This is a genomic window from Vibrio penaeicida (genome assembly GCF_019977755.1).
Classification (GTDB): domain Bacteria; phylum Pseudomonadota; class Gammaproteobacteria; order Enterobacterales; family Vibrionaceae; genus Vibrio; species Vibrio penaeicida.
The window spans coordinates 867,288-889,587 of the sequence record NZ_AP025145.1 but is presented as its reverse complement, the minus strand read 5'-3'; the positions used below and the strand labels follow the sequence as shown (position 1 = coordinate 889,587).

Below are 22,300 nucleotides of genomic sequence, written 5' to 3'. Positions count from 1 at the left end.
TATAATGAGAATCATTATCATCTTATTAAAAAGCAAAATCAATGTGATCTGTTTAATATTATTATGTTTTATTTTGCTTGCTGTTCTGCGTCTTTTCTCTTGTCAACTTTGTGCTGATCTTCTGTACGCCCATGCTTCCAGTAGCTGCTGATGTAAATTTCATCTCTCTCTACTTCACGCTCGTTTCTGAAGTATTTCCTTAGCTGTCTCATAGTTGAGAACTCGCTCGCACACCATATGCCTGGTTTGCCTTCTAGCCATTGTTGCTTTTCAACAGTTGAAGCCAGTGATTCAGAATCACCCTTAATAACCCATTGGAACTCTACACCTTTGGGTGCATCAATCTCTTGGATGTCTTCTGGTGTATTTACTTCAAAAACGGCGTATCCCTTAAGGTCGCGATCAAGGCTCTCAAGCACGGTTGAAGCACCCGGTAAACCCGTCATGTCTGCCACAATGAAACACCAATCGGTATTAGGTTCTATTGTTTTAACGCTACCGGGACCGCGAACAGAAAGACGCTCTCCGACTTGAGCTTGCTGTGCCCAGTAAGAAGCAAGCCCAGCCTCAATGCTGTTTCCATGCGTCACAAAATCTACATCGATTTCGTTGTTTTCTTTATCAAGTCGGCGAATGGAGTACGTTCTTAGAGTTGGGTTGCCCAGTAAGCCGTTTTCAACATGGCTTTGACCTTTTTCAGTAAACTCTAGCTTGATGTATGCGCCCGCAAAATCATCAGTAAATGTCTGAACACAGTCACCACTAAAGGTGATTCTAAGCATGGATGGGGTAATGAACGATTTTGATTTAACAGATAAAATCTGAGTCATTAATTTGTCCTTTATTTGGGGTATATGACTTTATTGGTAATACATGCAAATACGCTGACCATTTACTTCATGTATTTGGAAGTCAGTTTCATAGATTTCCGCTAACACGTTGGAGTCAATAACTTCACTTACAGTTCCACGAGCAGCCACTTTTCCTTTTTTTAATGCCACAATATTGTCGGAATAACAGGATGCAAAATTGATATCGTGAATCACGATGACTACGGCTTTCTTTAAGTCATGCGCTAACGTTCGAATATTTTTCATGATCTGAAGTGAGTGCTTTATATCAAGGTTATTAAGAGGCTCATCAAGAAAGACGTAATCCGTATCCTGAGCAACGACCATTGCAATGAATGCTAACTGCCTCTGCCCGCCACTCAGTTCATCAAGATATTTGTCTTCTATATCCTTAAGATCTAAATAATTGATCGCCTTGTCGATCACTTCGACATCATGTTTCCCCAGTTTTCCAGCGCTGTGGGGAAATCGACCAAATGAGACAAGCTCACGAATCGTAAATCGCATGTTCAAATTGTTAGATTGTCTAAGCACTGCCAATCGTTTTGCCAGTTCTTTCGTATCCCAATCCGCGATTTCTTTCGTGTCGATGAAGACTTGTCCTTCATCTCTTTGCAACAAGCGACTCGCCATGGACAACAGTGTGCTTTTACCTGCACCGTTAGGACCAATGATTGACGTGACCTTTCCTTTAACAAAGGACGCACTAGCTTGGTCGACGACTTTATAGTTACCAAATGCTTTGGTAAGTTTTTCAATTTTAATCATGATGCAACCACTACGCTTTCTGCCTGTTCAACTACACTTTCTGCCTAATCAATAAGGAAAGAAAATACAAACCACCAACAAAGTTCACGATGACACTTAACGTTGTTTCAAATTCAAATACGCGCTCTATCACCCACTGCCCACTTAACAACATGCAAACCCCCATTAACGAGGCACCCGTCATCAAAATCTTATGGCGATAGGTTTTAAAGCATTGTCGAGTCAAATTAGCCACCAACAAACCAAAGAAAAGAATTGGGCCAACCAGCGCTGTTGAAACGGCAATCAGAATAGAAACCAACACCAAAACTTGTTTCGTTACTTTGCTTACGTCTACACCTAGGCTTAATGCGTTATCTTTATCCAACCAAAAAACATCCAGTTTGTTATGTAAGGAATACAAACACCCAATAACAATGGATAGAGGAATCAAGCACAAATAGACTAGGTCACTGTTTACATTATTGAAGCTCGCAAACATGGCACCTTGAAGGAAAGAAAATTCTGTCGGGTCCATTACCATCATAAAGAAGCCCGCGATATTGGAAAACAGCTGCCCAAAAATCACGCCAGTCAGTAGAAGCGTCATGATATTGGGGTTTTCTCGGCGAAAGTAAAAACTAAAAAGTGCTAACGAAAAACCCACCGTAACGGCAACGGATATCGAAAATTTAACGAATGAACTGAGTAACACAGAACCCACACCACCCAATACCACTAAAATACACACTTGGATGAGTACATACAGCGAGTCAAACCCCATGATACTTGGGGTTAATATTCTATTGTGTGTGATAGTTTGAAACACCAAAGAAGACTGTGCGATCGCAATGGAGGCGATAACAATCGCCATCACTTTAGGGGTTCGACGAGACAAAAAGTATTCATAGTTATCTGCGTTAAGTCCTAACCCAACAAACAGAAAAACAAACAACAAAGCGACAATTAGGAAACCAGTTAAGACGATTCTGTCACGCATTATGCTTTCCTCTCAAAATGAGGAACAAGAACGCCGTACCACCGAGAATGCTAATGATCATTGAAATGGGGACTTCATAAGGGAAAATGATAAGCCTGCCAGCAACATCACAGACTAGAACGAGAATCGCTCCGCACAGTGCCGTATAAGGAATATTTCGGCGAATATTATCTCCCATGTAGGCGGCAACTAGGTTAGGAATTATCAGACCTAAAAATGGCAACTCGCCAACAATCATCACTATGCTGGCAGAAGTAACGGAGACCAACATAACGCCCACAACCACAACCTGCTGGTAATTAAGCCCTATATTTGTTGCGAAATCTTTGCCCATTCCAGCGGCAGATAACCTCGCGGCATACCAATAACTAAAGGCGGCAACAGGAACGGCGATATAGAGCAGTTCATAATTGCCTTGAAGAACGCTAGAAAAGTTCGCTACCGCCCACGTCGATAAACTTTGGACAAGATTAAATTTGTAAGCAATAAAGGTAGCGGCAGCCGACACGACATTACCGAATATGATACCCACTAAAGGAACGTATATCGCATTCTTAAACTGAATGGTGTTGATGAACCTTACGAAAAGTAACGTACCAAGAATTGATGTACCAAAGATTAGAAATAGATTCTCACCATGACCAAAAATAAGGATGCTGAGCAAGTATCCCAACATTGCGCATTCAATGGTGCCCGACGTAGAGGGTGCGGCAAAGCGGTTTTGGCTTATTTGCTGCATGATAAGACCAGCAATACTCAACCCTGCCCCTGCTAGCCAAATTGCCAGCAAGCGTGGAATGCGGCTAATCAGCAATATTTCCCATGCAGCTTCATCGCCTTCCAGGAGCTTTTGCAAGCTCAAGTCGGCGACACCGACAAAAAGTGATCCTGCACTTAATATAAGTAAAACAAAAACTAACTTAAACACAGCAGGTTGTAACCCCAATACTAATCATTCTTATTCAAAAAACGACTTAAAATATACCATCCTCATTTAAAATCCTAGTCATCGATACAATATTTACTTTTTTGCACAAGCAATTGCGCTTTTCTAAAGAGTTAGAGGCATCTAGTCCCTAAGCCAGAGAATGGTGCTCGGTTATCTGTATCACTTAATCCCTCAATTGGTTGGCATTGAGTTGGATTTAGGATAAGTTCTGTTGTCATTTCGATATTATTATCAATGCAACACCTGCAGTAAGGAGCAAGCAATGAAGTTGATACGTTGGTTTTTAGGTAAGATCATTCTAGGATTGAATTTTGTTTTCTCACCAAAGGGTGTAAAACGAGATCAGAATGAACAGCAAATCATCAACCAAAAAACCCAGCAGCTGTCTCTTTACCAATTCGAAGCTTGTCCATTTTGTGTGAAAGTTCGCCGTGAAATGAAAAGGCAATCATTGAACATTGAGTTGCGCGATGCGAAAAATAATGCAACTCACAGAGAAGAATTAGAAAATGGCGGAGGACGAGTGAAAGTGCCTTGCCTTCGTATAGAAAAAGACGGTGAAACGAAGTGGATGTATGAATCTGGTGATATCGTTGCGTATCTCCAGAAAGAATTTGCGTAATCAATCTCGCCTAACTTTTTATTAATTAATGCACCTAGCTTTTACTAATACACCTAACCTTGCAAATCTATAATGCCGCAGCGTTTATCTGCGGCATTTCTGCTTTTGAAGAACGTCAAGATAGTCAGGTATCTGCCCTACAAAGACTCTTTATTAGGTAACCTCAGCTAAACCTGCAAAGGCTAAGAAACCGAGAGATCTGGCTCTTTTGTTTCTTTACGTTCCACTTCTATTTCATTAATTTCATCGTTATCTGAATTGATGTGTTCCGACTCGAACAAAGAATTATCGCCATTGTAGTATCGGACAACAAACGGCGTAAGCATGACAGACGAAGGAAAAAAGCGCTTCATAACATAACCCTCTTTAGTAATCTAAGGTTATGGTAATTCGACGCTTTTCTGAAAATACTGATTCAAAACAAAGAAAGCGAATACTGGCTAATCGCGCTTGAAAAGCGTGAAGTGCAATCCAAATTTAACCCAGTAAAAGCGCTTGTAACTCTTTCCAGCATTTCACTTCATAGTGTGGAGTAATACCTTCTGGTGTCGGTGTTCCGTCAACATTCAACCAACACGTCTCTATTCCAGCATTCAAGCCACCCAAAACATCGGAATGAGGGTTATCCACCACCATCAAAACTCGGTCTTTTTCTGGGTACCCCATCTTTTCAAGCGCGACATTAAAAATAGCGACATCAGGCTTTGCCGTTCCAATTTCTTCAGAAATGATGACGTGATCGAAAAAATGACTTAACCCCGTTCGTTCAAGGCGAATACTTTGCAATTGAGTAAACCCATTCGTGATGATCCCAAGGCGAGCATATTTGCTGATTTGTTCCAACGCCTCGACAACGAAAGGCAGCGGTTTACAAATGTCAGCCATAGCATCGAGAAATAATCGATTCAATTCAGATGGATGGATGTTAAGTCTTTCTGCCCAAACAACAAAACGATCTTCTTGAAGTTGTTTCGCGGATATTTCTCCATCCTGATACTTGACCCACAGTGGCTTATTCACCAACTGGTATTCGTCAAAATCTTCTTTGCTGAATTCAACACTTAGACGGGAAAACATTGTTTGTAAGCCTTGGTATGCGTCAAAGCTGAACAGAGTTTCATCCGCATCAAACAATACCCAACTGTATTTCATACTGCGTTCCTTTTTCATTCTTATGACTTAATCTAATGGCAATGCTTAAAGTTCAATGAAACTGATTTTATACGCTCTTCATCCCAAGAATCATGCAATAAATTTGAAATGTAGTATTCCAATACCACCACTTTGTCACAAAACCCATGAATAATACCGGCCTAGCGTTACTCGCTATAGCAAAAGCAATAGCCCCAACAACGGTCAGGAGCGATACATGACAAAAGCGATACACTCCATGATTCGGGTTTTCGATTTAGATAAATCGCTCGACTTCTACAACAAAGCCCTTGGCTTATCTGTTGAAGATCGCTTTGATTTCGATGGTTTTTCTCTTATCTATCTTAGAAATGAAGAAACCAGTTTCGAGCTCGAGCTGACTTACAATCATGACCAGCAAGAACCTTATACTCATGGTTCAGGTTACGGTCATTTAGCTGTATCAGTGGAAAACATCGATAAGCACTATCAGAAAGTCACTGAGTTTGGATTAGATCCGACACCAGTTAAAGAGTTTTTCCACAATAACGAGCGTTTGGCTAAGTTCTTTTTCTTGCAAGACCCAGATGGGTACAAGATCGAGTTCATAGAGCGGGACGGTCGATTCGAATAAGAAATGTCATTTCTGGTCAAACAGAAGTGCGAATAATAAAGAGCCTCACTTCATAAAAAGTTAGGGTTCATCTCTCATCCTTGTCTTTGGCTGTTTAGTTTTCAGACCCCCTCGGCATACTCCAACCCTCATATGTGTCGAGGAAAATTAAACTGCCCCTTTTTCTTTTTATATCCCATTTATCATTTGATAATTTTTAAAACGTAACATTCAACACAATAACTATCCATACAATAACTATTCGTACAATAACCATTAGGAAACACTATGATTCATTTACTTGCTTGCTTTAAAGCCAAATCAGGAAAAGAAACAGAACTTCAGCAAATGCTAAGTGCAATGGTTGAACCTACTAAGGCGGAACCTGGATGCCTACGATATGAATTGTTTGAAGATAATGGCGAAGAAGGCCATTTTATTTTCAACGAATGCTTTGTTGATCAAAGCGCATTTGAGGAGCATCAGGCTACCGCCCATTTCGCTCACCTTATTGAAAATGTGAACGACCTTATTTCAGAAGAAATCAAAATTATTACTCTATCGCCAATAGCGAGCTAAAACCGCCCCTCTTCAATAACGTTCTTACTATCTGATAGTTAACTAACCTCACATGCGAGTTACATCAGGCATGCTGAGGTTAGTTTAACGCTTCTTTTGAGAATGTAGCATTTGTATGGCTTAGTTGCTGAAATCAATTGAACCTTTGCTTAGTCCCGCATTCAGGACCCAGGTATTCGTTAAGAAGCCTCTAAGACTAAGTATTGCAGGAAGGCGGACTATACGTTGTCCGATGAAGATAGATAGGAAAGCAGAACCTATGCTCAGCTCAAAAATAAAAAAACGCCTTTGACAGTCAAGCTCTGCCAAAGGCGCCTCTCCTCCACCCCGAGGATAAAATCTAAATCATCAATTGGAAATAAGCTTTCTTATTGAGCTTAATTAAAATTTAGAACATCCTTACTTAAGCGCAAGCTTAATTTAAAATTTTTCATATATTTATGTAAAAACCACCCAAAAGGACTAGTTTCTAGCCAATACAAGTCAAAGTATGAAAGATTCATTACCCAATTGTTTCAAGATCGAGATCGCAAAGCGAAAACATCCCTCCAACGTTTATGTCATATGAGCTCAAATTTATAAGATCCATGTGATACTGTACTTCCGTTAAGCAACCCAAAACCTGTGTATCCCAAGTAACTTCTAGATACTTGGGCACCGTATATTTTGTTTTACACCGCGTTTCGCCTAGAGTAGAAACGCGCTGCCTATTTCTTGCTCTGTTAATTATTCACTACAAGGATTCGTTATGAACTTCTCAGCAAAAATGGTTGTTGTCATTGCTATTGGTGCAGCACTGTATGGCATTGGTGGATTACCCATGTTTGGTATCCCTGTTTTTGCCAATACAACACTTAAACCAGCCATGGCCGTATTGGCTCTGTTTTCCGTTATGTTTGGACCTATCGTCGGCTTTTTGGTTGGATTCATTGGCCACTGGGTAACAGACTTATTTGCTGGTTGGGGCGTGTGGATTACGTGGGTGTTAGGTTCTGGAATCGTTGGTTTGGTTATGGGGTTGTTCCCTGTTCTGACTCGAGAACGACTAAAGCAAGGTGAACTCCCTTTCAAAGACTACGTCCTGTTTGTCCTTTTGGCTCTCATTGGTAACATTGTCGGCTACGGTTGCTCCGCATTTTTGGATACCATTCTCTACGCCGAACCGTTTACTAAGGTCTTTACTCAGCTCACCATTATTGCCTCAGCCAATACCGTTCTGATTGCCGTAGTTGGGTACTTTATTCTCAAATCCGTAGCGAAAAGGAAAAAACAGAGCCGAAACTTATCGGAGGCTTAAGTGTTGGGTTCTATCGAATTCTCTAACTTCTCTTTTCAATATGAGTCTCTGGAAAAACCGACTCTAAACAACATCAACCTACGGATAGAGAAAGGCGAGAAAATTGTCATCATCGGACCCAGCGGAAGCGGAAAGTCGACGCTGGGTCACTGTCTAAATGGGCTTATTCCTTCTGCTATCAACGGGCTTGTCACTGGTACCTTAACCATTAATGGCACGCCTTCTCATGCGATGGAGCTCCACGACTTTACTGAACAAATTGGCACCGTACTGCAAGATACCGACAGTCAGTTCGTTGGGTTAAGCGTAGCCGAAGACATCGCTTTTGCTCTTGAGAACCAGCTCGTTCCGCACGACGAAATGCTCGAAACAGTGCGAGATACTGCGCAACTCATCGACCTTGAATCTTTATTGCATCATTCTCCACATGATCTTTCCGGTGGTCAGAAACAACGAGTTTCACTTGCAGGAGTGATGGTGGATGACGTCGATTTGCTGTTGTTTGATGAACCACTAGCGAGCCTAGATCCAAAAACAGGCAAGCGAACCATCGAAATCATCGACCAAATTCATAGTGATACCGGAAAAACCATCGTCATCATTGAACATAGACTTGAGGATGTCCTGCATCGGAGTATCGACAGAGTAGTCTTAATGGAAGGCGGTGAAATCGTCGCAGATATGACGCCAGATGCCTTACTACATTCAAACCTTTTGATAAAACATGGCATCCGCGAGCCCCTTTACCTTACAGCATTAAAACAAGCAAACTGTCGATTAGATTGTTCTATGCCTATAGCTAATTTGAGTGCGATTCCAGTGAGTGACTATCAGCCTGAACTCGCAAAATGGATGGCATTTGATAACCCCATTACAACACCAATTCGCTCGAAAACACTGCTAAAAGTCGACAAACTCACTTTTTCTTATGATGGCGAAAAAAATGCCCTTGAAGATGTCTCTTTTGAAGTTAAAAAAGGCGAGTTTGTTTCAGTACTTGGTAAGAATGGTTCTGGGAAATCGACCCTTACCAAGCTAGTAATGGGTGTGCTCAAGCCGGATTCTGGCTCAATTTCGATGAACGATGCCAACATAGCGGATCTTTCGATATTTGAACGTAGCCAAAAAGTTGGGGTCGTAATGCAAAACCCAAATCATATGATTTCGCACCATATGATCTTTGATGAAGTGGCATTTGGGCTTAGAAACCTAGGTTTGCCCGAACCTGACATTGAGGAAAAGGTTTTGCACGTTTTAGAACTATGTGGGCTAAAACCATATCGTCATTGGCCAATTGAGGCGCTAAGTTACGGGCAGCGCAAACGCGTGACCATCGCATCCATATTAATATCAGAACCGGAGCTGCTTATCCTAGATGAGCCGACAGCTGGACAAGACTATCGCAACTATACATCGATGTTGAATTTCATTAAGGCACTCAACCATAAGTTAGGCATTACCGTTTTAATTGTGTCACACGATATGCACTTAGTTCTTGAATACACCACTCGTTCAGTCGTGATTTCAGATGCAAAACTCATCGCCGATGCCCCCGTCACAGATGTATTCAGCCAACCAGATTTGCTAGACAGTGCCAACCTTGCTCCCACAAGTTTGTACGAGTTAGCGGCGAAAGCAGGCATAGATAACTCGAATAAATTAATGCGCCGCTTTATCTCGCAAAGCACCTCTATGGAGGTGGTATGAACAACGCCACAAAAATGAATTTTGGTATCAATTACATTAATACAGGCTCGCCTCTTCACCAATTGAATGGGATTACCAAACTCGTAATATTTGCTGCTTGGGTGACCGTTGTTCTGACGACATTTGATTTACGCGTTTTGCTCCCAATGATTGCATCAGGGATACTGCTGTTAAAAGTAAGCCGAGTTCCTTTTCGAGTTTATCGCCCACTGTTTATCGCCACGGTAAGCGTGCTCTCGCTCAATGCTGTCTTTATGTACCTTCTCGCGCCGAGGCAAGGCACAGAACTCATTGGCAGTGAACACCTCTTACTGCCATTGTGGGGCAACTATTCCCTATCACAAGAGACACTGTATTACCTTATAACAGTGACACTAAAATACTTCAGTATGTTCCCAATTGCTTTGGTCTTTGTGTTTACCACCCATCCAACCGAATTTGCAGCCAGCTTAAATCGCATTGGTGTTCCTTATAAAATTGCTTATGCGGTAAGCCTAACACTGCGTTACTTACCTGAAGTAAAGAAAGACTTTGTCAACATCATGCATGCTCAACAAGCTAGGGGGCTTGATCTATCAAAGAATGCTCCGTTATTTCAAAGAATTCGAAATATAGCTCACATTCTCGGTCCGCTTATTTTTTCTAGCCTAGACCGTGCCGATACCATTTCAAACGCCATGACGCTCCGAGGTTTTGGCAGAAACAAATCCCGAACTTGGTACAGTTCAAAACCTCTTACGACGATAGATAAAAGGGTAATGTCTGCCGTAATGATCATCGTCTGTTTAGCGTTTGTGAAGCGATACCTAGAACCCACCCTATTCTGGTACCCATTTTAGCGAGAATGAAAAGGCATCTAACTTATCAGTTACACGAAGAATTTGTGGTGCATCCAAAATATGGACAAACAGGTAATTAAAACATTGTTTTAATTACCTTCTTAGGCACAATAGCACTTGCTACATATGATTTCGCTTGGTTAAAACAGGAAGCCCGCAACTTGCGGGCTTTTTTGTGGGTGTAACATATTTTAGAGAATTAAGTCACTTACGAATTTTCTTACTTCCTCTGAATTTTTTGATGTAAATTTCAAATTCAGCATCGGACAAGCTTTTGTTTTTCTCTCTTAAACAACTCACGAGAAGATCCCCGCCGTTGTGTGTGATTAAGTCGCTCAAAGTTGGGTTTTCAATCGGCTCTGGTAATTTTCTTCGCTTTCTCATTAGGCAGTATTTCGTTTCCAAATTAGCGCTGGTGCACTTGCTATTTTTACAGAGATCTTCACCCTAAAATTCAATTCTATTAAACGGTCAAACGTCACTGTTTAGCGCTAAACTCAATCGGTGGAATAAATTGCAACTCGCGGGTATTGCGATTATATCTGTGGTCAGACAATGATTTCATCGATACCGAACTTGATATCCCTGTATCGGTAGAAGTGTACTTTTCCACTTGATGATCAAGAGAGTAAAATAACTCATCATCACTTTGGATCATGGGAGAAGAAAGATGGCACGTCCATTCTGTAAAATTCGCCCCCTTAGAGGTTGTCTTACAAACACCAAACCCATCCAACCCTAATGCATCTTTGAATGTATTCGTATCTAAGTAGTACTTTAGATCGCCAATTGTTGTTGAAATGTAATAATCACCACCACCTACATCTAGAATCACGATGTCGACAACGCCTTTCTTATTATTCAATGTAAAAGGCGCAATTGAGTCTTTGCTTTCGATGATATTGGCGGGTGCGGATTTTAAGGTAATCGCGGAAGAGGATTTTATTTTTACGTATTCCAGCTCAAAGAAACTGTCCAGCTCAGCGTGATAGATGCCATTATTAATGACTGATCCAGCTTTGAGTGCTGCCTTCAGGCTGGCAATTGATGAATAATTTAGAGATTTCAGCGCTTGCCCCAGAATGGCGTCCGTCGCATACGTCGCTTTTCTCGCTACGTTTTCCAAAATCAAGCTATCTTCAGTCACGCTGACGGCATCAAGAAGATCCGTTACCTTATCCCCAAATAGCTGAGAAGTGTATGCCGCACTGCCATCATTAACAGCCTCCCCCGAACTTTTAGGCATCGAAGACACCGCATCGTACACCGAGCCTTTACACGCTGTCAGCGCCACCAAACACACTAAGCCAGTCAGCGAAATGATTGAACGCTTCATTCTAAAACGCGTATCCAGCTGTGATATACCAGTTGGAATAGGTCCCGTTCAAGTAGTCGACAGATGAAGAATTGTTTTGGGTAATATCATTGCGAATAAATTCGGCACCTAGACTCAATTGCCCTAAGTGATACATGACACCAACACCAGAATTCAAACCTAAGCCATAAACTTTATGCCCTAAATCGGCAGAGCGGTAGTTTTTGATGTCCGTTTCGAGGTAGCTCAGACCAAGCTTGCCGTAGACCGATACATTTTCTGTAAAGCCAATACCAAGCGCAAAACCCAAGGACGTATCCGCAATTTTTAATGCGTCTTCACCTTTTGAGGCATCTTGGCGGGTATGAGATAAATACCCACCTCCAAGAATGGCGCTAAAGATAGGTGCTTGTTGTAAATTGAACAGCTCAATTCCGACCGCCGAACCGCTGAATGCGTCTTTGGTGTCGGTATCGTTAAAACTTGATGTGCCGCCCTTCACTATGAATGCACTGTTTTCAAAACCCGCGGAAAATGCAGTGCAAGGTAATACCATCGCAAGCCATGCGACAGCGGTTCTATTAAGGATTTTCATCGCTCACCCGTGTAAGATTTCTCTTAACGGATGCTATCATTTTATACACAGACTAAATGTAAGGGTATGTAAGCCACACCCCACAAGTGCTGCATTAGAAATTACACCCAATCAGGCGCATTTTGAAAGCAAACTGGGCGTAACCACCGCTCTATCGCTGTTGATCCTACAGACGTAAATTGACCGTTTGTTGTTGCTGGATACGGACCACCATGAACCATCGACTGGCACACTTCAACGCCTGTAGGAAAACCATTAAAGATGATACGCCCGGCAATTTGCTCCGCCTGCGAAATAAGTGGTTGATGTACATCAGGATCATCTTCAGCATCGAGCCAAAATGTCACGGTTAGCTGCCCTTCTAACGTTTGAAGAATCGCCAATATTTCCGCTTCATTTTTAGCAACGACAACAAGCGTAGATGCTCCAAAAACTTCCGGTTGCCAATCGTTCGGTGCGGCCAAAAATTGCTTTCCTGATATACGATACAACGCAGGTTCACATTGATTCTCACTGCTATCAATTGATGTGTCAGCACCAGATTTTGTATTCATGCTCGATTTCAATACCGTTGCACCCAAAGATTCCAAACGTTCTACTCCGGCATAGTAAGCCTGACATATGCCCTTATTCAACATGGTTTGTGCAGGCTGAGCATGCGTATTCACCGTTAACTTCTGAACAAATGGCTCGGTCTCACTCCCCTCACACACTAAAACCAGCCCAGGGTTAGTACAAAATTGCCCGGCACCAAGACAAACGGAGTCGGACAACCCTTTTGCCAACAATTCCGAATGCTCAGCAAGTGATTTGGCTGAAAGAAAAACAGGGTTAACACTGCTCATTTCCGCAAAAACTGGAATAGGTACGTTGCGGCTTTGTGCCAATTTGTTCAATGCCAACCCACCTTGTTTAGACCCCGTAAAGCCAACGCCTTTAACGGCTGGATGAGTCACCAATTGGCTACCAACGGTATTCCCGCTTCCGTAAACCATACTGAAAACGCCAGCAGGCATATCGGTTTTCTTTACCGCTTCCGTTATTGCTGAAGCCGCAAAATAAGAAAGATAAGGGTGCGATGAATGAGCTTTTACAATAACAGGGCATCCCGCAGCGAATGCTGATGCGGTATCGCCACCAGCGACAGAAAAAGCTAAGGGGAAATTACTGGCGCCAAATACGGCAATTGGTCCGATAGCACGTTTCACTAAACGTAAATCGGGCCTTGGTAATGGCGCTCTGTCTGGAAGCGGTTCATCGTGCAACGTCTCGAATGCGCGCCCACTGACGAGAAGATCAGCGAACAGGTTGAGTTGCCCAATAGTGCGCTGTAATTCCCCTTTTAGGCGGGCTTCTGGTAACCCCGTTTCAAGTGTTCCAAATTGAACGATATCGGGTTCCCGACTTTGCAGCCCTTCGCCAATGGCTCGCAAAAAATCACCTCGCTTGGTGTGTGCCGTTTTTGAAAACTCTGCGCTTGCGTTACCGGCCTCAGTACACGCTCTTTCCGTTTGCGAGAGGCTAGCAGAATGAAACGCTTGTGGTAGAGGTTGGTTGCTTTTGGGATTCGTGGCATAGATGGGGTTTTCTTCTCCGCTTTCCCATGCACCACCAATCACGATTTGCCCTAGATTAGCCATAATGATTCATCCTTTTATCCAAACGCTGGGTTAATTTGACTGGCGAGTATTTAAATACTGGTACAACGCACGCACCCCAAATGTCCACGGTGGCAATTTCTCACAGTGATCAACCGTGTTTTGAAGCCGCCCTAAATGTTGAGAATGTATGCTCACCACATCACCCACTTTATGGGTAAAGCCGCTTCCCTGTTCGTCACGATCTTGAATGGGGGCAAACATCGTCCCCAAAAAAAGGGCAACGCCATCGGGGTATTGGTGATGAACTCCGATCAATTGACTCACCAGTTGCTCAGGTGAACGGCTGATTTTACCCATATCGGACGATTCACCTAGAGAAAACCCATCTTTACCTTCAATGGTGAGGTGCACAACTTCACGCTCAATGTCTGCCAGCGTGAAGTTCGTATCAAACACTCGAATAAGAGGTCCTATCGAGCAAGATGCGTTGTTGTCTTTGGCTTTGCCAAGCAAAAGCGCGCTACGCCCTTCGTAATCCCTCAGGTTGACGTCGTTACCGAGAGTCGCGCCTACTATGCTTCCCTTCGAGTTTACAGCAAGCACGATTTCAGGCTCTGGGTTGTTCCAATACGAGGTCGACAAAACACCAATTGGCGCGCCAAACCCCACACTCGACATGGGTTGTGCCTTGGTAAAGATTTCTGCATCGGGACCAATACCCACTTCCAAATACTGGCTCCATAGCCCTTTTTGTTGCAGCAACTTTTTTAATTGCATAGCTTGTTCGCTGCCAGGGTTCACTTTTCCTAAATCGGTGCCTATCGCTTCAATCAACTCTTGTCGTAATACCGATGCTTTTTGCGGGTCACCATCGGCATTTTCTTCGATCACTCTTTCTAACATACTGACTGCAAAGGTCACACCAGCGGCTTTGATGGCTTGTAAATCAAATGGGGCAAGCAAATGGTATTGGCTGTTTTTTGATTCCGCCACGTTTTGCCACGATGCGAATGCCTCACCATCCCACGCTTTCAAAATAGACAAAAGGTTTTCGGTATCGAGTAAATCACTCACGGTAGACGAATACTCGGTAAGATCGTATACCAGCCCTTGCCTTACCAACACAACCAAAGGGCCACCAGCATCGGCAGACCAAATCCTTCCGACCCATAATGCTTTTTCATCGTTGGGGATGATTGTCATATCGTCTTTCCTTTATAAATGGAGTTGGTTCAGTAGGTCTTCGGAGCAAGAAAACTCATATTCATGTGAACCACCAACATGAGGTTTAAAACTCAACACCGCCCCTTCTATTGGGTTTTGCTTTAATTGCTCAGCCGTCAAAGAGAACTGTGCGGAGGTGATGTACAAAGTATCGCCATTTTCACCACCGAAGGTGCAACTGGTTGGATTGGTTACTGGTAAAGGTACAACCGAATCGAGTGAACCATCAGGGGCAATGCGTACGATTTCGGATCCGCCAAATCGGCAATTCCATACATAACCTTCGCTGTCGATACAAGATCCATCCGGCGCGCCATTTGGGTAATTTTGAAAGAAAACGCGAGGGTTACTCCCCGCACCCGCCTCCAATTCATAATCGTACGCCCAAATCACATTGTTCATTGAATCACCAAAGTAGAAGGTTTCTCTATCAGGCGACCAAGCCATGGTATTGGTTAACCCTATGTTGTATTCGGTCCAGCGTTTGGAGAAGCCGTCACCAACCACGCTAAACAGCGCACCGGACTCCCTATCCATCTCTTTTCCGCTGCCATCTGGATGAAGATTCGTTTGCATGGACGACACCCAAAAACGCCCCAAGGGGTCGCATTTTCCTTCGTTGAGACGATTCCCTTGCATTTGATCGGGCTGAGAAACGGGGAGAACTTTTCCGTTGCGCCTATCGACCAAGCTGACACCTTGGGCAAACGCCACAATAAGGTGCGAGTTGGATTGTTCAACTAACGCACATGCTGTCGGGAAGTCCTCTGTCTGTATGCGAGTACAATTGCCATTTTGTTCAATAGTGACCAACACCTTGTCGATGATATCGACGAAGATCAAACTGCTTTCATGTGGATTCCAAAGCGGGCTTTCCCCGACAGAAAACCGCGCATCCGAAACAACCTCTATGCGGCCAACCCTCTTGTCGAGGACGCTGTCATGGTGTGAGTTTGAAGTGTCCATTTCATTCTCCTTATGCTCAGTAACCTAACGTTGTTTAGCCATTCGGATCTGCCCACTGGGTATTGGGTGTATAGGCAAACCAGTCGGGACGCGATGGATCTCTGTCGTAGAGGTAACCACCCAGCTTTTTGTAAAGCTCTGCGTAGTGTTTCAGCTTATCTTCATCCAGCTCAACGCCTAATCCAGGAGCCGTCGGGACTTGTATTTTCCCATCTCGATAAACCATCTTCCCACCTTTGATCACATCGTCTGTAAGGTGGTGATAGTGTGCGTCCGCTGCATAGGTCAGCGTGGGCAAAACCGCCCCTAAGTGCAGCATAGTGGCTAATTGAATACCCAACTCTCCGGAAGAGTGCACCGACACACTGGTTTGAAACGTTTCACATACATTGGCTGCTTTAACGCAATTGCGGATCCCTCCCCAAAATGTCGTATCCAGCAGAATCACATCCACTGCTGGGTCTCGAACATTGGTTGCGAGTTGCTCAAAATTAATCACGACGGTGTTGGTGGCATTCGGGATTTTCACGCGATCTCTCACCGTCCTCATCCCGTTCAAACCCCATGTGGGGTCTTCGTAGTAATCGTTATTGAGATCTTCGATATTGCGACCAAACCAAATAGCCTCTTCAACCGAAAACGCGGCATTAGGGTCGTATCGAACTTGGTCTTCTGGTAAGGAAAGCGCCAGCGCCCGAAATAAGGCTAATTCATATTTCGGTGGGAATACGCCGCTCTTAAGCTTGTGAACTCGAAATCCGTGCTGCTCTTTAAGCTGACGAGCGTGTTCTACAAGCTGCTCTTGAGTACGTACTTCCCCATAGCCATCATCGTTATTGAATCGGAAGAATAAGTAACTTGCGAATTCCACTTCGTCTCTAACTTTGCCGCCCAGCAAATCGCACACCGGCACGCCTAAAAACTTGCCACAAATATCCAAACAGGCAAATTCAATGGCGGCATGGTATTGCGTTCGGTTGTTGTATAAGCTTGCCGTTGGGTTGCATATTTTCATGCGTAACGCTTCGAGTTCAAAAGGGTTATGCCCAACTAAATATTGCTTCAAGGCAACAATCATGGCTTCCGCAGACTCGCCGCCACCGCCCATTTCCCCCAGCCCAACAATGCCAACATCGGTTTCGACTTGAACCACAGTTCGGACAAACCTCCCCCAATGTGCACCATTTGAATGGCGTAAAGGCGCTTCTAGCGGAACGGTAATTGTCGTCGCTTTAATATCAGTAATTTTTGGATATTTCATGCTGCCCCTCTTAGCTTATAAGCCTGGTCATGTGCTCTACTGACGTATCTTCAATAGGCAGATCCGCAGTTTTCTCTCCCCGAGCCATGGCGACAATACGGTCAGATACCTGAGACACATGGTGCAAGTTGTGGCTAATAAAAATGCAGGTTACTCCCTGATTTTTTAGCATTTCTATGTATTCCAGAACCTTATCGGTTTCTTTAACAGACAAGTGGTTAGTCGGCTCATCTAAGATGAGAATCCGAGACCGGAAATAGATGGCTCTGGCGATGGCTACACCTTGGCGTTGACCACCAGACAGCTCTTTTATCGGGCGATGAGGGTGTTCCAAATCCAAACCGACATCCTTAATCGCTTGTATGGCTTCTGCCGCCATTTTGGATTCGTTCAGCCACCCAAACCCTCTTGGACCTTTTCGGCGTATTTCTCGTCCAATAAACATATTCCGAACGATGGACATTTCCGGCACCATTGCGGTGTATTGGTAAATGGTTTCGATGCCCAAACCCATCGCGTGTCTTGGGTTTCGAATCGTGACCGGTTCTTCATCGATAAAGATGTCACCACTACTTTGGGTATGAACGCCAGACAAAATTTTAATCAGCGTCGATTTACCTGCTCCGTTATCACCAATTAACCCGATAACTTCGCCACGCCCAATCGACAAATTGACGTTTTGCAGTGCTTCAACTCCGGAGTAAGACTTTGATATGTTGCGACATTCCAGTAAGGGAGATTCCATAACTTCCGCCTCCTATACTTTCATTTTGTCCGCCATTCGGCGGGTATATGTGTTTAACGCAACGGAGAAAACGATCATCGCGCCAACGGCAAACTTAAACCAGTTGGCATCAATACGATTAATGATGATGATGTTTTCAATGAATGCGATCAGAAGTGCCCCAATGATAGCCCCCATGACTGTGCCTACGCCGCCAGTCAAGGCTGCACCACCGATAACGGCAGCGGCAATCGCATGAAGTTCAAACCCCGTTCCCATGGTTGGAATAATGGCTTTAATCCGAAAACATTGGATGATGCCTGCAAAGCCCGCGAGCACAGAGCACAACACAAAGGCGGTGGTTTTCACCAACGCGGTATTGATACCCATGTCGTGGGCAGCTTGCGTATTTCCCCCTGTTGCGTAGATCCAACTGCCGAAGTCGGTTCTGCGTAACCACATCGACAACACAATCGCGAAAGCCACCAAGTAGAAAATGGACGCACGCAGCAGATCCACACGCCCTACCAGCCAAGACGTATCCATATCTCGTGGGAATGGTGGTGGGAACCCGCCCGACATTACAATCGTCAAACTGCGGATCATGAACAGCATGCCCAGTGTCGTAATGAAAGAAGGCAAGCCAATTTTTAACGTGATAAAAGAGTTACATAGCCCAACAGCCGCCGCCCCTATGAGAGCGACTACAATAGCGAGTCCAACAGGGATACCCGCTGCAAGTAGCAACACCATGATCATGGGTGAAAACGCGAAAACAGATCCCACCGACAAATCGAATTCACCCGAAACCATCAAAATGGTGACGCCAATCGCTATCAAAGTAATCTCAGGAATGGGCTGCAAAATGATCATGAAATTATTGAGCGTCAGAAAGTAAGGATTCGACGCAGAGAACAACGCAAGCATAATCAGCAACATAATGAAGGCACTGACTTCTGGTCTTGAAAGCAAATCTTTCAGTTGTCTTCGCAGATTCATTCTGGGTTCCTTTTGAATAGGGGCAGAGTTGCCCCTTAATTCTTGTTCCATGCCTAGCGAACTCCCTGATCAATATACTTTTCAAGCGCGGGAACATCTTTCTTGGTGATCAGAGCTTTACCTGTATTCACATCCCATGCGCTTAAGCCAAATTTATTGATCAAATGAAGTTGCAGAATAGGCAGATACCCCTGTAAGTAAGGTTGTTGATCAACGGTGAGATGCACGTACCCTTTTTTCATTTCATCAATCAAAATTGGCACTAAATCAAAACCGCCCATCCATACTTCGTTTGGCTTTTTACCCAAATCGCGTAAGCATTCCCCAGCGCCTGCAAACCAAAAGCCCGCTCCAATAACTGCGTTAGTTTCCGGGTGTCCTTGGATGTATTGGCAAATTCGCGAACCGGTAATGGATAAATCATTACCCGAATCAATGACATCAAATGTGACTTTCCAATCAGGGTTTTCTGCGTTCAACTCGTTTAGGTATTTCTTGGCGCCACCGATTCTGTCTTCCGCCCAGCTTTCACCGGGTCTGGCGAGTCCTAATAAGACGTGTGCGGGTTTATTTCGGTCGAACTTGGCTGCCAATCCTTTCGCCACTTCGTAGCCCGCTTGAAACAAATCTTGCCCGACAAACGCTAACCGAGCATTGCCAAGTTCGCCCTGTGTATCATCGACATTCGACACAATAACGGGGATGCCTTTATCGACGGCACGTTGCAGCGCTTCATCGTACAAGTTGTCATCCACCACCACGGTGACAATTCCATCCACACCTTGGTTGGTCACGGTTTCAATGTTCTGGAGATGCATTTGAAGATTGCCGTTTTCCTGTGTAAACAACAGTTGGCAATCCGCTTTTAGCAAGGCACAAGCGTCGTCCATTCCGCGTTTGATCGTCTGCCAAAATGTGTTGTCGATGCCCGTTTGTGTCAGGTAAGTAAAACGCAGCTGCTTTTCCTTTTCCGCTGCGATACTGGGTGAAGAAAACCCAAGTAATGTGGTACTGAGAATGGCACTCAGCAATACGATTTTTTTGCAGTTAAACTGTTTCCAGTTCAGCTTTTCGCAGTCAAACATTTTGTATTTAAACATGGTTCTATTCCTTGTCCTTTTGAACAGAATTACGTTTTAAAGACACGCCTAACCCGTGGCAGCTCTCGGTGAGAGCACCCTAAACTGGTGACAACGACCTCTATAATGAAAGTGCGCGATCAGGCGTCTATTCGAAACGCGGTTAAATTCGTTTTAAACTCTGCAGAACTTCAAAACATGCAGACAGTGGGTGATAGTCCGTTTTGCTTGGTGGGCTTTTTAAGTTGTCGTATTTTTGATTATTGTGGTCGAGCAACCGAAACCAGCCACCGTAGGTGTGATCGATAAAATGTCGGTCGGCAACGCCCCATAAAGTCTCGTACCATTGCCAATATTTTTTATCACCCGTTTCTACCGCAAGCGCTGCGGAAGCGGCAATAGTTTCTGCCACAACCCAATAGTATCGATCGGTATCGACTATTTCTTTATCGGGAGAAAAGGTGTAATTCATGCCTTCTGATTCATCGTCCCAACTGACTTGCATCGCAGCATCGAATAAATGCGTTGCTGTTGGCACCATCCAATCTTCTTTGTGGTAGCGAGACAATATCAAAAGCAGTTTAGACCATTCGGTAAAGTGTCCAGGCAAATACCCCCATGGTCTGAACAGGTGTTTTGGATCGTCCAGATTGTAATCCCAATCGTGGTTCCAATCTTGGTCGTAATGCTCCCAAATCAGCCCATCGGACTGGCTGGTTAAATCGACACAAATTCGTTTTGCGAGGGTAACGGCTCGGTCGAGAAATCGCTGTTCTTTTGTGGCTTCATAGGCACAAATCATGGCTTCGCACATGTGCATGTTGGCGTTTTGACCACGGTAAGGCGATACGTTGTTCCAGCTACCTTCTAAGATTTCATCGACATATAACTGTGCCTCTTGATCCCAAAATCGCACTTCGAGCACATCCCATATGTCATTCAATAATGTACGACCGCTTGGAGCATTGGCTTTGATTGAAGCCGCGGCTGCCAGTAATACAAAAGCATGACCATAACAATGGCGGGTTCCATCTTCGACATCCAAGCCGTTCAACACCCAAGCGTACCCGCCATCTCGCTGTTTATGATGCTCCAATAAAAATCGAACGCCATGTTCTGCGGCTTTTTGATATTGCACATCGCCATTATTGAGATATGCAAGGGAGTAGTTGAATGCAAACCGACAAGTACCAACAAGGTGCTTGGTATCCATATCGAATATGGAGCCGTCATCCTTAAACTGGTTGATGTATCCGCCGCGTTTATTGTCCATGCAATCAGGGTGGTAAAAATCCATGATGCTTTGAATGTGCGATTTCAGAAATGACTTTGATCGGTAGTTAGTTTCCATAAACTGGCTTCCTTATTCCGGTAATACGCTTATTCCGGCAAGACAATGGGGACTTGGCTCATGATTCCGCCGTCCACTCTAATATCGGCTCCGGTCATGAACGAACATTTCCCTTGTGCAATAAACAGCGCGAGCTCTGCCAATTCTCTGGGTTCAGCCACTCTGCCCAATGGGTGAGCTTTGCCCCAAGACTCAAGAACTTGCTCTTTCGATTGTTCGCCTTTCCATAAGTCTGCAGCCCAGTGCAACATAGGTGTATTGACCGATGCAGGGCATAAGGCATTCACGGTGATTTGGTCGGCAGCGCAATCCAATGCCATAGAACGTGTTAGTTGCAAAATCGCCCCTTTAGACGCGGCATAAGCCGCCACACCGGTTTGAGAAGCATAAGACTGAACAGAAGCAATATTGATGATTGCCCCTTTGCCTTGTTTGCGGATTTCGGGAATCGCGTATTTGCAGGTGTGGAATACACCGTTTAAGTTAACGCTGAGCACTTCATTCCACAATTCCACACTGGTTTCCACCACATCGCCATAGCGTTGTATCCCAGCGGAATTGATCACCACATCTAATCGACCAAAAGCATGCGCTACTTTATCTACGCCTACCTTAACCTCTTCTGCTTTACTGACGTCTAACGTGATGCCCAATACGTTTTCACGGTTACCGTGATCCGACAATGTAGACGCGCAAGACTCCGCGTCGTTACAGAAAAAAGCCACGTTGTAACCTGCCTCGACAAAGCGATCGACCATGGCGCGCCCTATTCCTTTGGAACCACCCGTCACTAGCACAACTTTGTTGTTATCTATCATTACTCTCTCCTTTCCTTGGTGATGCAGTAATG

23 protein-coding genes are annotated in these 22,300 nt (G+C 44.2%); 6 read left to right on the top strand and 17 right to left on the bottom strand.

Annotated elements, in window-relative coordinates; translation table 11 throughout:
• Window positions 1-68 precede the first annotated feature (68 nt).
• From LDO37_RS22275 to LDO37_RS22260, 4 genes are read right to left on the bottom strand one after another with little or no spacing between them, the layout of a single operon-like run.
• Complete coding sequence (locus tag LDO37_RS22275) at window positions 69-830, bottom strand: siderophore-interacting protein (protein ID WP_126609031.1); 762 nt, start codon at window positions 828-830, stop codon at window positions 69-71.
• A gap of 30 nt (window positions 831-860) precedes the next feature.
• On the bottom strand, window positions 861-1,619 hold the full coding sequence (locus LDO37_RS22270) for an iron ABC transporter ATP-binding protein (RefSeq protein ID WP_126609032.1): 759 nt from the start codon (window positions 1,617-1,619) through the stop codon (window positions 861-863).
• A 31-nt stretch (window positions 1,620-1,650) separates the two neighbouring features.
• Window positions 1,651-2,598, bottom strand: a complete 948-nt coding sequence (locus tag LDO37_RS22265) for an iron chelate uptake ABC transporter family permease subunit (RefSeq protein ID WP_126609033.1) — start codon at window positions 2,596-2,598, stop codon at window positions 1,651-1,653.
• Complete coding sequence (locus LDO37_RS22260) at window positions 2,591-3,526, bottom strand: ABC transporter permease (RefSeq protein WP_126609034.1); 936 nt, start codon at window positions 3,524-3,526, stop codon at window positions 2,591-2,593. The genes LDO37_RS22265 and LDO37_RS22260 overlap by 8 nt, the downstream gene beginning before the upstream one ends.
• Before the next feature lie 283 nt (window positions 3,527-3,809).
• Between LDO37_RS22260 and LDO37_RS22255 the strand changes: the two genes are divergently transcribed.
• Complete coding sequence (locus LDO37_RS22255; RefSeq protein WP_126609035.1) at window positions 3,810-4,169, top strand: glutaredoxin family protein; 360 nt, start codon at window positions 3,810-3,812, stop codon at window positions 4,167-4,169.
• 182 nt (window positions 4,170-4,351) lie between these two features.
• Here LDO37_RS22255 and LDO37_RS22250 read toward each other — a convergent pair whose 3' ends face one another.
• Both LDO37_RS22250 and yjjG read right to left on the bottom strand, forming a co-directional pair.
• On the bottom strand, window positions 4,352-4,522 hold the full coding sequence (locus LDO37_RS22250) for a hypothetical protein (protein ID WP_185829894.1): 171 nt from the start codon (window positions 4,520-4,522) through the stop codon (window positions 4,352-4,354).
• 124 nt (window positions 4,523-4,646) lie between these two features.
• Entirely contained in the window at window positions 4,647-5,321 is a 675-nt protein-coding gene (yjjG, locus tag LDO37_RS22245) for a pyrimidine 5'-nucleotidase (protein ID WP_126609036.1), read from the bottom strand.
• Window positions 5,322-5,538: 217 nt separating this feature from the next.
• On the opposite strand from yjjG, the gene LDO37_RS22240 reads away from it, so the two are divergent.
• The 5 genes from LDO37_RS22240 to LDO37_RS22220 all read left to right on the top strand — a co-directional run bounded on the left by LDO37_RS22240 (window position 5,539) and on the right by LDO37_RS22220 (window position 10,335).
• Window positions 5,539-5,934, top strand: coding sequence for a glyoxalase superfamily protein (locus tag LDO37_RS22240; protein WP_126609037.1), 396 nt, complete (start codon window positions 5,539-5,541; stop codon window positions 5,932-5,934).
• A 267-nt stretch (window positions 5,935-6,201) separates the two neighbouring features.
• Complete coding sequence (locus LDO37_RS22235; RefSeq protein ID WP_101114274.1) at window positions 6,202-6,492, top strand: putative quinol monooxygenase; 291 nt, start codon at window positions 6,202-6,204, stop codon at window positions 6,490-6,492.
• Window positions 6,493-7,240: 748 nt separating this feature from the next.
• A complete protein-coding gene (locus LDO37_RS22230) occupies window positions 7,241-7,789 on the top strand; it encodes an ECF-type riboflavin transporter substrate-binding protein (RefSeq protein WP_126607769.1) in 549 nt (182 codons plus the stop codon).
• Window positions 7,790-9,496: an ABC transporter ATP-binding protein gene (locus LDO37_RS22225; RefSeq protein WP_224055888.1), complete on the top strand. Its 1,707-nt coding sequence runs from the start codon at window positions 7,790-7,792 to the stop codon at window positions 9,494-9,496.
• On the top strand, window positions 9,493-10,335 hold the full coding sequence (locus LDO37_RS22220; protein ID WP_126607770.1) for an energy-coupling factor transporter transmembrane component T family protein: 843 nt from the start codon (window positions 9,493-9,495) through the stop codon (window positions 10,333-10,335). Before LDO37_RS22225 ends, LDO37_RS22220 begins: the two co-directional genes overlap by 4 nt.
• A 478-nt stretch (window positions 10,336-10,813) precedes the next feature.
• On the opposite strand, the gene LDO37_RS22215 is transcribed toward LDO37_RS22220, so the two are convergent.
• The 11 genes from LDO37_RS22215 to LDO37_RS22165 all read right to left on the bottom strand — a co-directional run bounded on the left by LDO37_RS22215 (window position 10,814) and on the right by LDO37_RS22165 (window position 22,268).
• Window positions 10,814-11,671: a hypothetical protein gene (locus LDO37_RS22215; protein ID WP_224055887.1), complete on the bottom strand. Its 858-nt coding sequence runs from the start codon at window positions 11,669-11,671 to the stop codon at window positions 10,814-10,816.
• A gap of 1 nt (window position 11,672) precedes the next feature.
• Entirely contained in the window at window positions 11,673-12,245 is a 573-nt protein-coding gene (locus LDO37_RS22210) for a porin family protein (RefSeq protein WP_126609942.1), read from the bottom strand.
• Window positions 12,246-12,346: 101 nt separating this feature from the next.
• Window positions 12,347-13,885, bottom strand: coding sequence for an aldehyde dehydrogenase (NADP(+)) (locus LDO37_RS22205; protein ID WP_126609943.1), 1,539 nt, complete (start codon window positions 13,883-13,885; stop codon window positions 12,347-12,349).
• Between the two features lie 30 nt (window positions 13,886-13,915).
• Complete coding sequence (locus LDO37_RS22200; RefSeq protein WP_126609944.1) at window positions 13,916-15,049, bottom strand: fumarylacetoacetate hydrolase family protein; 1,134 nt, start codon at window positions 15,047-15,049, stop codon at window positions 13,916-13,918.
• A 12-nt stretch (window positions 15,050-15,061) separates the two neighbouring features.
• Complete coding sequence (locus LDO37_RS22195) at window positions 15,062-16,036, bottom strand: SMP-30/gluconolactonase/LRE family protein (protein WP_224056082.1); 975 nt, start codon at window positions 16,034-16,036, stop codon at window positions 15,062-15,064.
• A 34-nt stretch (window positions 16,037-16,070) separates the two neighbouring features.
• Window positions 16,071-17,297 carry an enolase C-terminal domain-like protein gene (locus LDO37_RS22190; RefSeq protein ID WP_126609946.1) on the bottom strand — a complete coding sequence of 409 codons (1,227 nt, stop codon included), beginning with the start codon at window positions 17,295-17,297 and terminating at the stop codon, window positions 16,071-16,073.
• Between the two features lie 10 nt (window positions 17,298-17,307).
• A complete protein-coding gene (locus LDO37_RS22185) occupies window positions 17,308-18,042 on the bottom strand; it encodes an ATP-binding cassette domain-containing protein (protein ID WP_126609947.1) in 735 nt (244 codons plus the stop codon).
• Window positions 18,043-18,054: 12 nt separating this feature from the next.
• On the bottom strand, window positions 18,055-19,020 hold the full coding sequence (locus LDO37_RS22180) for an ABC transporter permease (RefSeq protein ID WP_126609948.1): 966 nt from the start codon (window positions 19,018-19,020) through the stop codon (window positions 18,055-18,057).
• A gap of 53 nt (window positions 19,021-19,073) precedes the next feature.
• Window positions 19,074-20,120, bottom strand: coding sequence for a sugar ABC transporter substrate-binding protein (locus tag LDO37_RS22175; RefSeq protein WP_126609949.1), 1,047 nt, complete (start codon window positions 20,118-20,120; stop codon window positions 19,074-19,076).
• A gap of 142 nt (window positions 20,121-20,262) precedes the next feature.
• Window positions 20,263-21,450: an AGE family epimerase/isomerase gene (locus tag LDO37_RS22170; RefSeq protein WP_126609950.1), complete on the bottom strand. Its 1,188-nt coding sequence runs from the start codon at window positions 21,448-21,450 to the stop codon at window positions 20,263-20,265.
• A gap of 29 nt (window positions 21,451-21,479) precedes the next feature.
• Window positions 21,480-22,268, bottom strand: a complete 789-nt coding sequence (locus tag LDO37_RS22165) for an SDR family NAD(P)-dependent oxidoreductase (RefSeq protein WP_126609951.1) — start codon at window positions 22,266-22,268, stop codon at window positions 21,480-21,482.
• Window positions 22,269-22,300 lie beyond the last annotated feature (32 nt).

Bases quoted from the DNA above. Each gene is read 5' to 3' on its own strand.
- LDO37_RS22210 (WP_126609942.1), bottom strand. From the start codon at position 12,245: ATGAAAATCCTTAATAGAACCGCTGTCGCATGGCTTGCGATGGTATTA.
- LDO37_RS22240 (WP_126609037.1), top strand. From the start codon at position 5,539: ATGACAAAAGCGATACACTCCATGATTCGGGTTTTCGATTTAGATAAA.
- LDO37_RS22220 (WP_126607770.1), top strand. From the start codon at position 9,493: ATGAACAACGCCACAAAAATGAATTTTGGTATCAATTACATTAATACA.
- LDO37_RS22185 (WP_126609947.1), bottom strand. From the start codon at position 18,042: ATGGAATCTCCCTTACTGGAATGTCGCAACATATCAAAGTCTTACTCC.
- LDO37_RS22190 (WP_126609946.1), bottom strand. From the start codon at position 17,297: ATGAAATATCCAAAAATTACTGATATTAAAGCGACGACAATTACCGTT.
- LDO37_RS22255 (WP_126609035.1), top strand. From the start codon at position 3,810: ATGAAGTTGATACGTTGGTTTTTAGGTAAGATCATTCTAGGATTGAAT.
- LDO37_RS22270 (WP_126609032.1), bottom strand. From the start codon at position 1,619: ATGATTAAAATTGAAAAACTTACCAAAGCATTTGGTAACTATAAAGTC.
- LDO37_RS22165 (WP_126609951.1), bottom strand. From the start codon at position 22,268: ATGATAGATAACAACAAAGTTGTGCTAGTGACGGGTGGTTCCAAAGGA.
- LDO37_RS22200 (WP_126609944.1), bottom strand. From the start codon at position 15,049: ATGACAATCATCCCCAACGATGAAAAAGCATTATGGGTCGGAAGGATT.
- LDO37_RS22215 (WP_224055887.1), bottom strand. From the start codon at position 11,671: ATGAAGCGTTCAATCATTTCGCTGACTGGCTTAGTGTGTTTGGTGGCG.
- yjjG (WP_126609036.1), bottom strand. From the start codon at position 5,321: ATGAAATACAGTTGGGTATTGTTTGATGCGGATGAAACTCTGTTCAGC.
- LDO37_RS22205 (WP_126609943.1), bottom strand. From the start codon at position 13,885: ATGGCTAATCTAGGGCAAATCGTGATTGGTGGTGCATGGGAAAGCGGA.
- LDO37_RS22230 (WP_126607769.1), top strand. From the start codon at position 7,241: ATGAACTTCTCAGCAAAAATGGTTGTTGTCATTGCTATTGGTGCAGCA.
- LDO37_RS22265 (WP_126609033.1), bottom strand. From the start codon at position 2,598: ATGCGTGACAGAATCGTCTTAACTGGTTTCCTAATTGTCGCTTTGTTG.
- LDO37_RS22195 (WP_224056082.1), bottom strand. From the start codon at position 16,036: ATGGACACTTCAAACTCACACCATGACAGCGTCCTCGACAAGAGGGTT.
- LDO37_RS22175 (WP_126609949.1), bottom strand. From the start codon at position 20,120: ATGTTTAAATACAAAATGTTTGACTGCGAAAAGCTGAACTGGAAACAG.
- LDO37_RS22275 (WP_126609031.1), bottom strand. From the start codon at position 830: ATGACTCAGATTTTATCTGTTAAATCAAAATCGTTCATTACCCCATCC.
- LDO37_RS22235 (WP_101114274.1), top strand. From the start codon at position 6,202: ATGATTCATTTACTTGCTTGCTTTAAAGCCAAATCAGGAAAAGAAACA.
- LDO37_RS22250 (WP_185829894.1), bottom strand. From the start codon at position 4,522: ATGAAGCGCTTTTTTCCTTCGTCTGTCATGCTTACGCCGTTTGTTGTC.
- LDO37_RS22170 (WP_126609950.1), bottom strand. From the start codon at position 21,450: ATGGAAACTAACTACCGATCAAAGTCATTTCTGAAATCGCACATTCAA.
- LDO37_RS22180 (WP_126609948.1), bottom strand. From the start codon at position 19,020: ATGAATCTGCGAAGACAACTGAAAGATTTGCTTTCAAGACCAGAAGTC.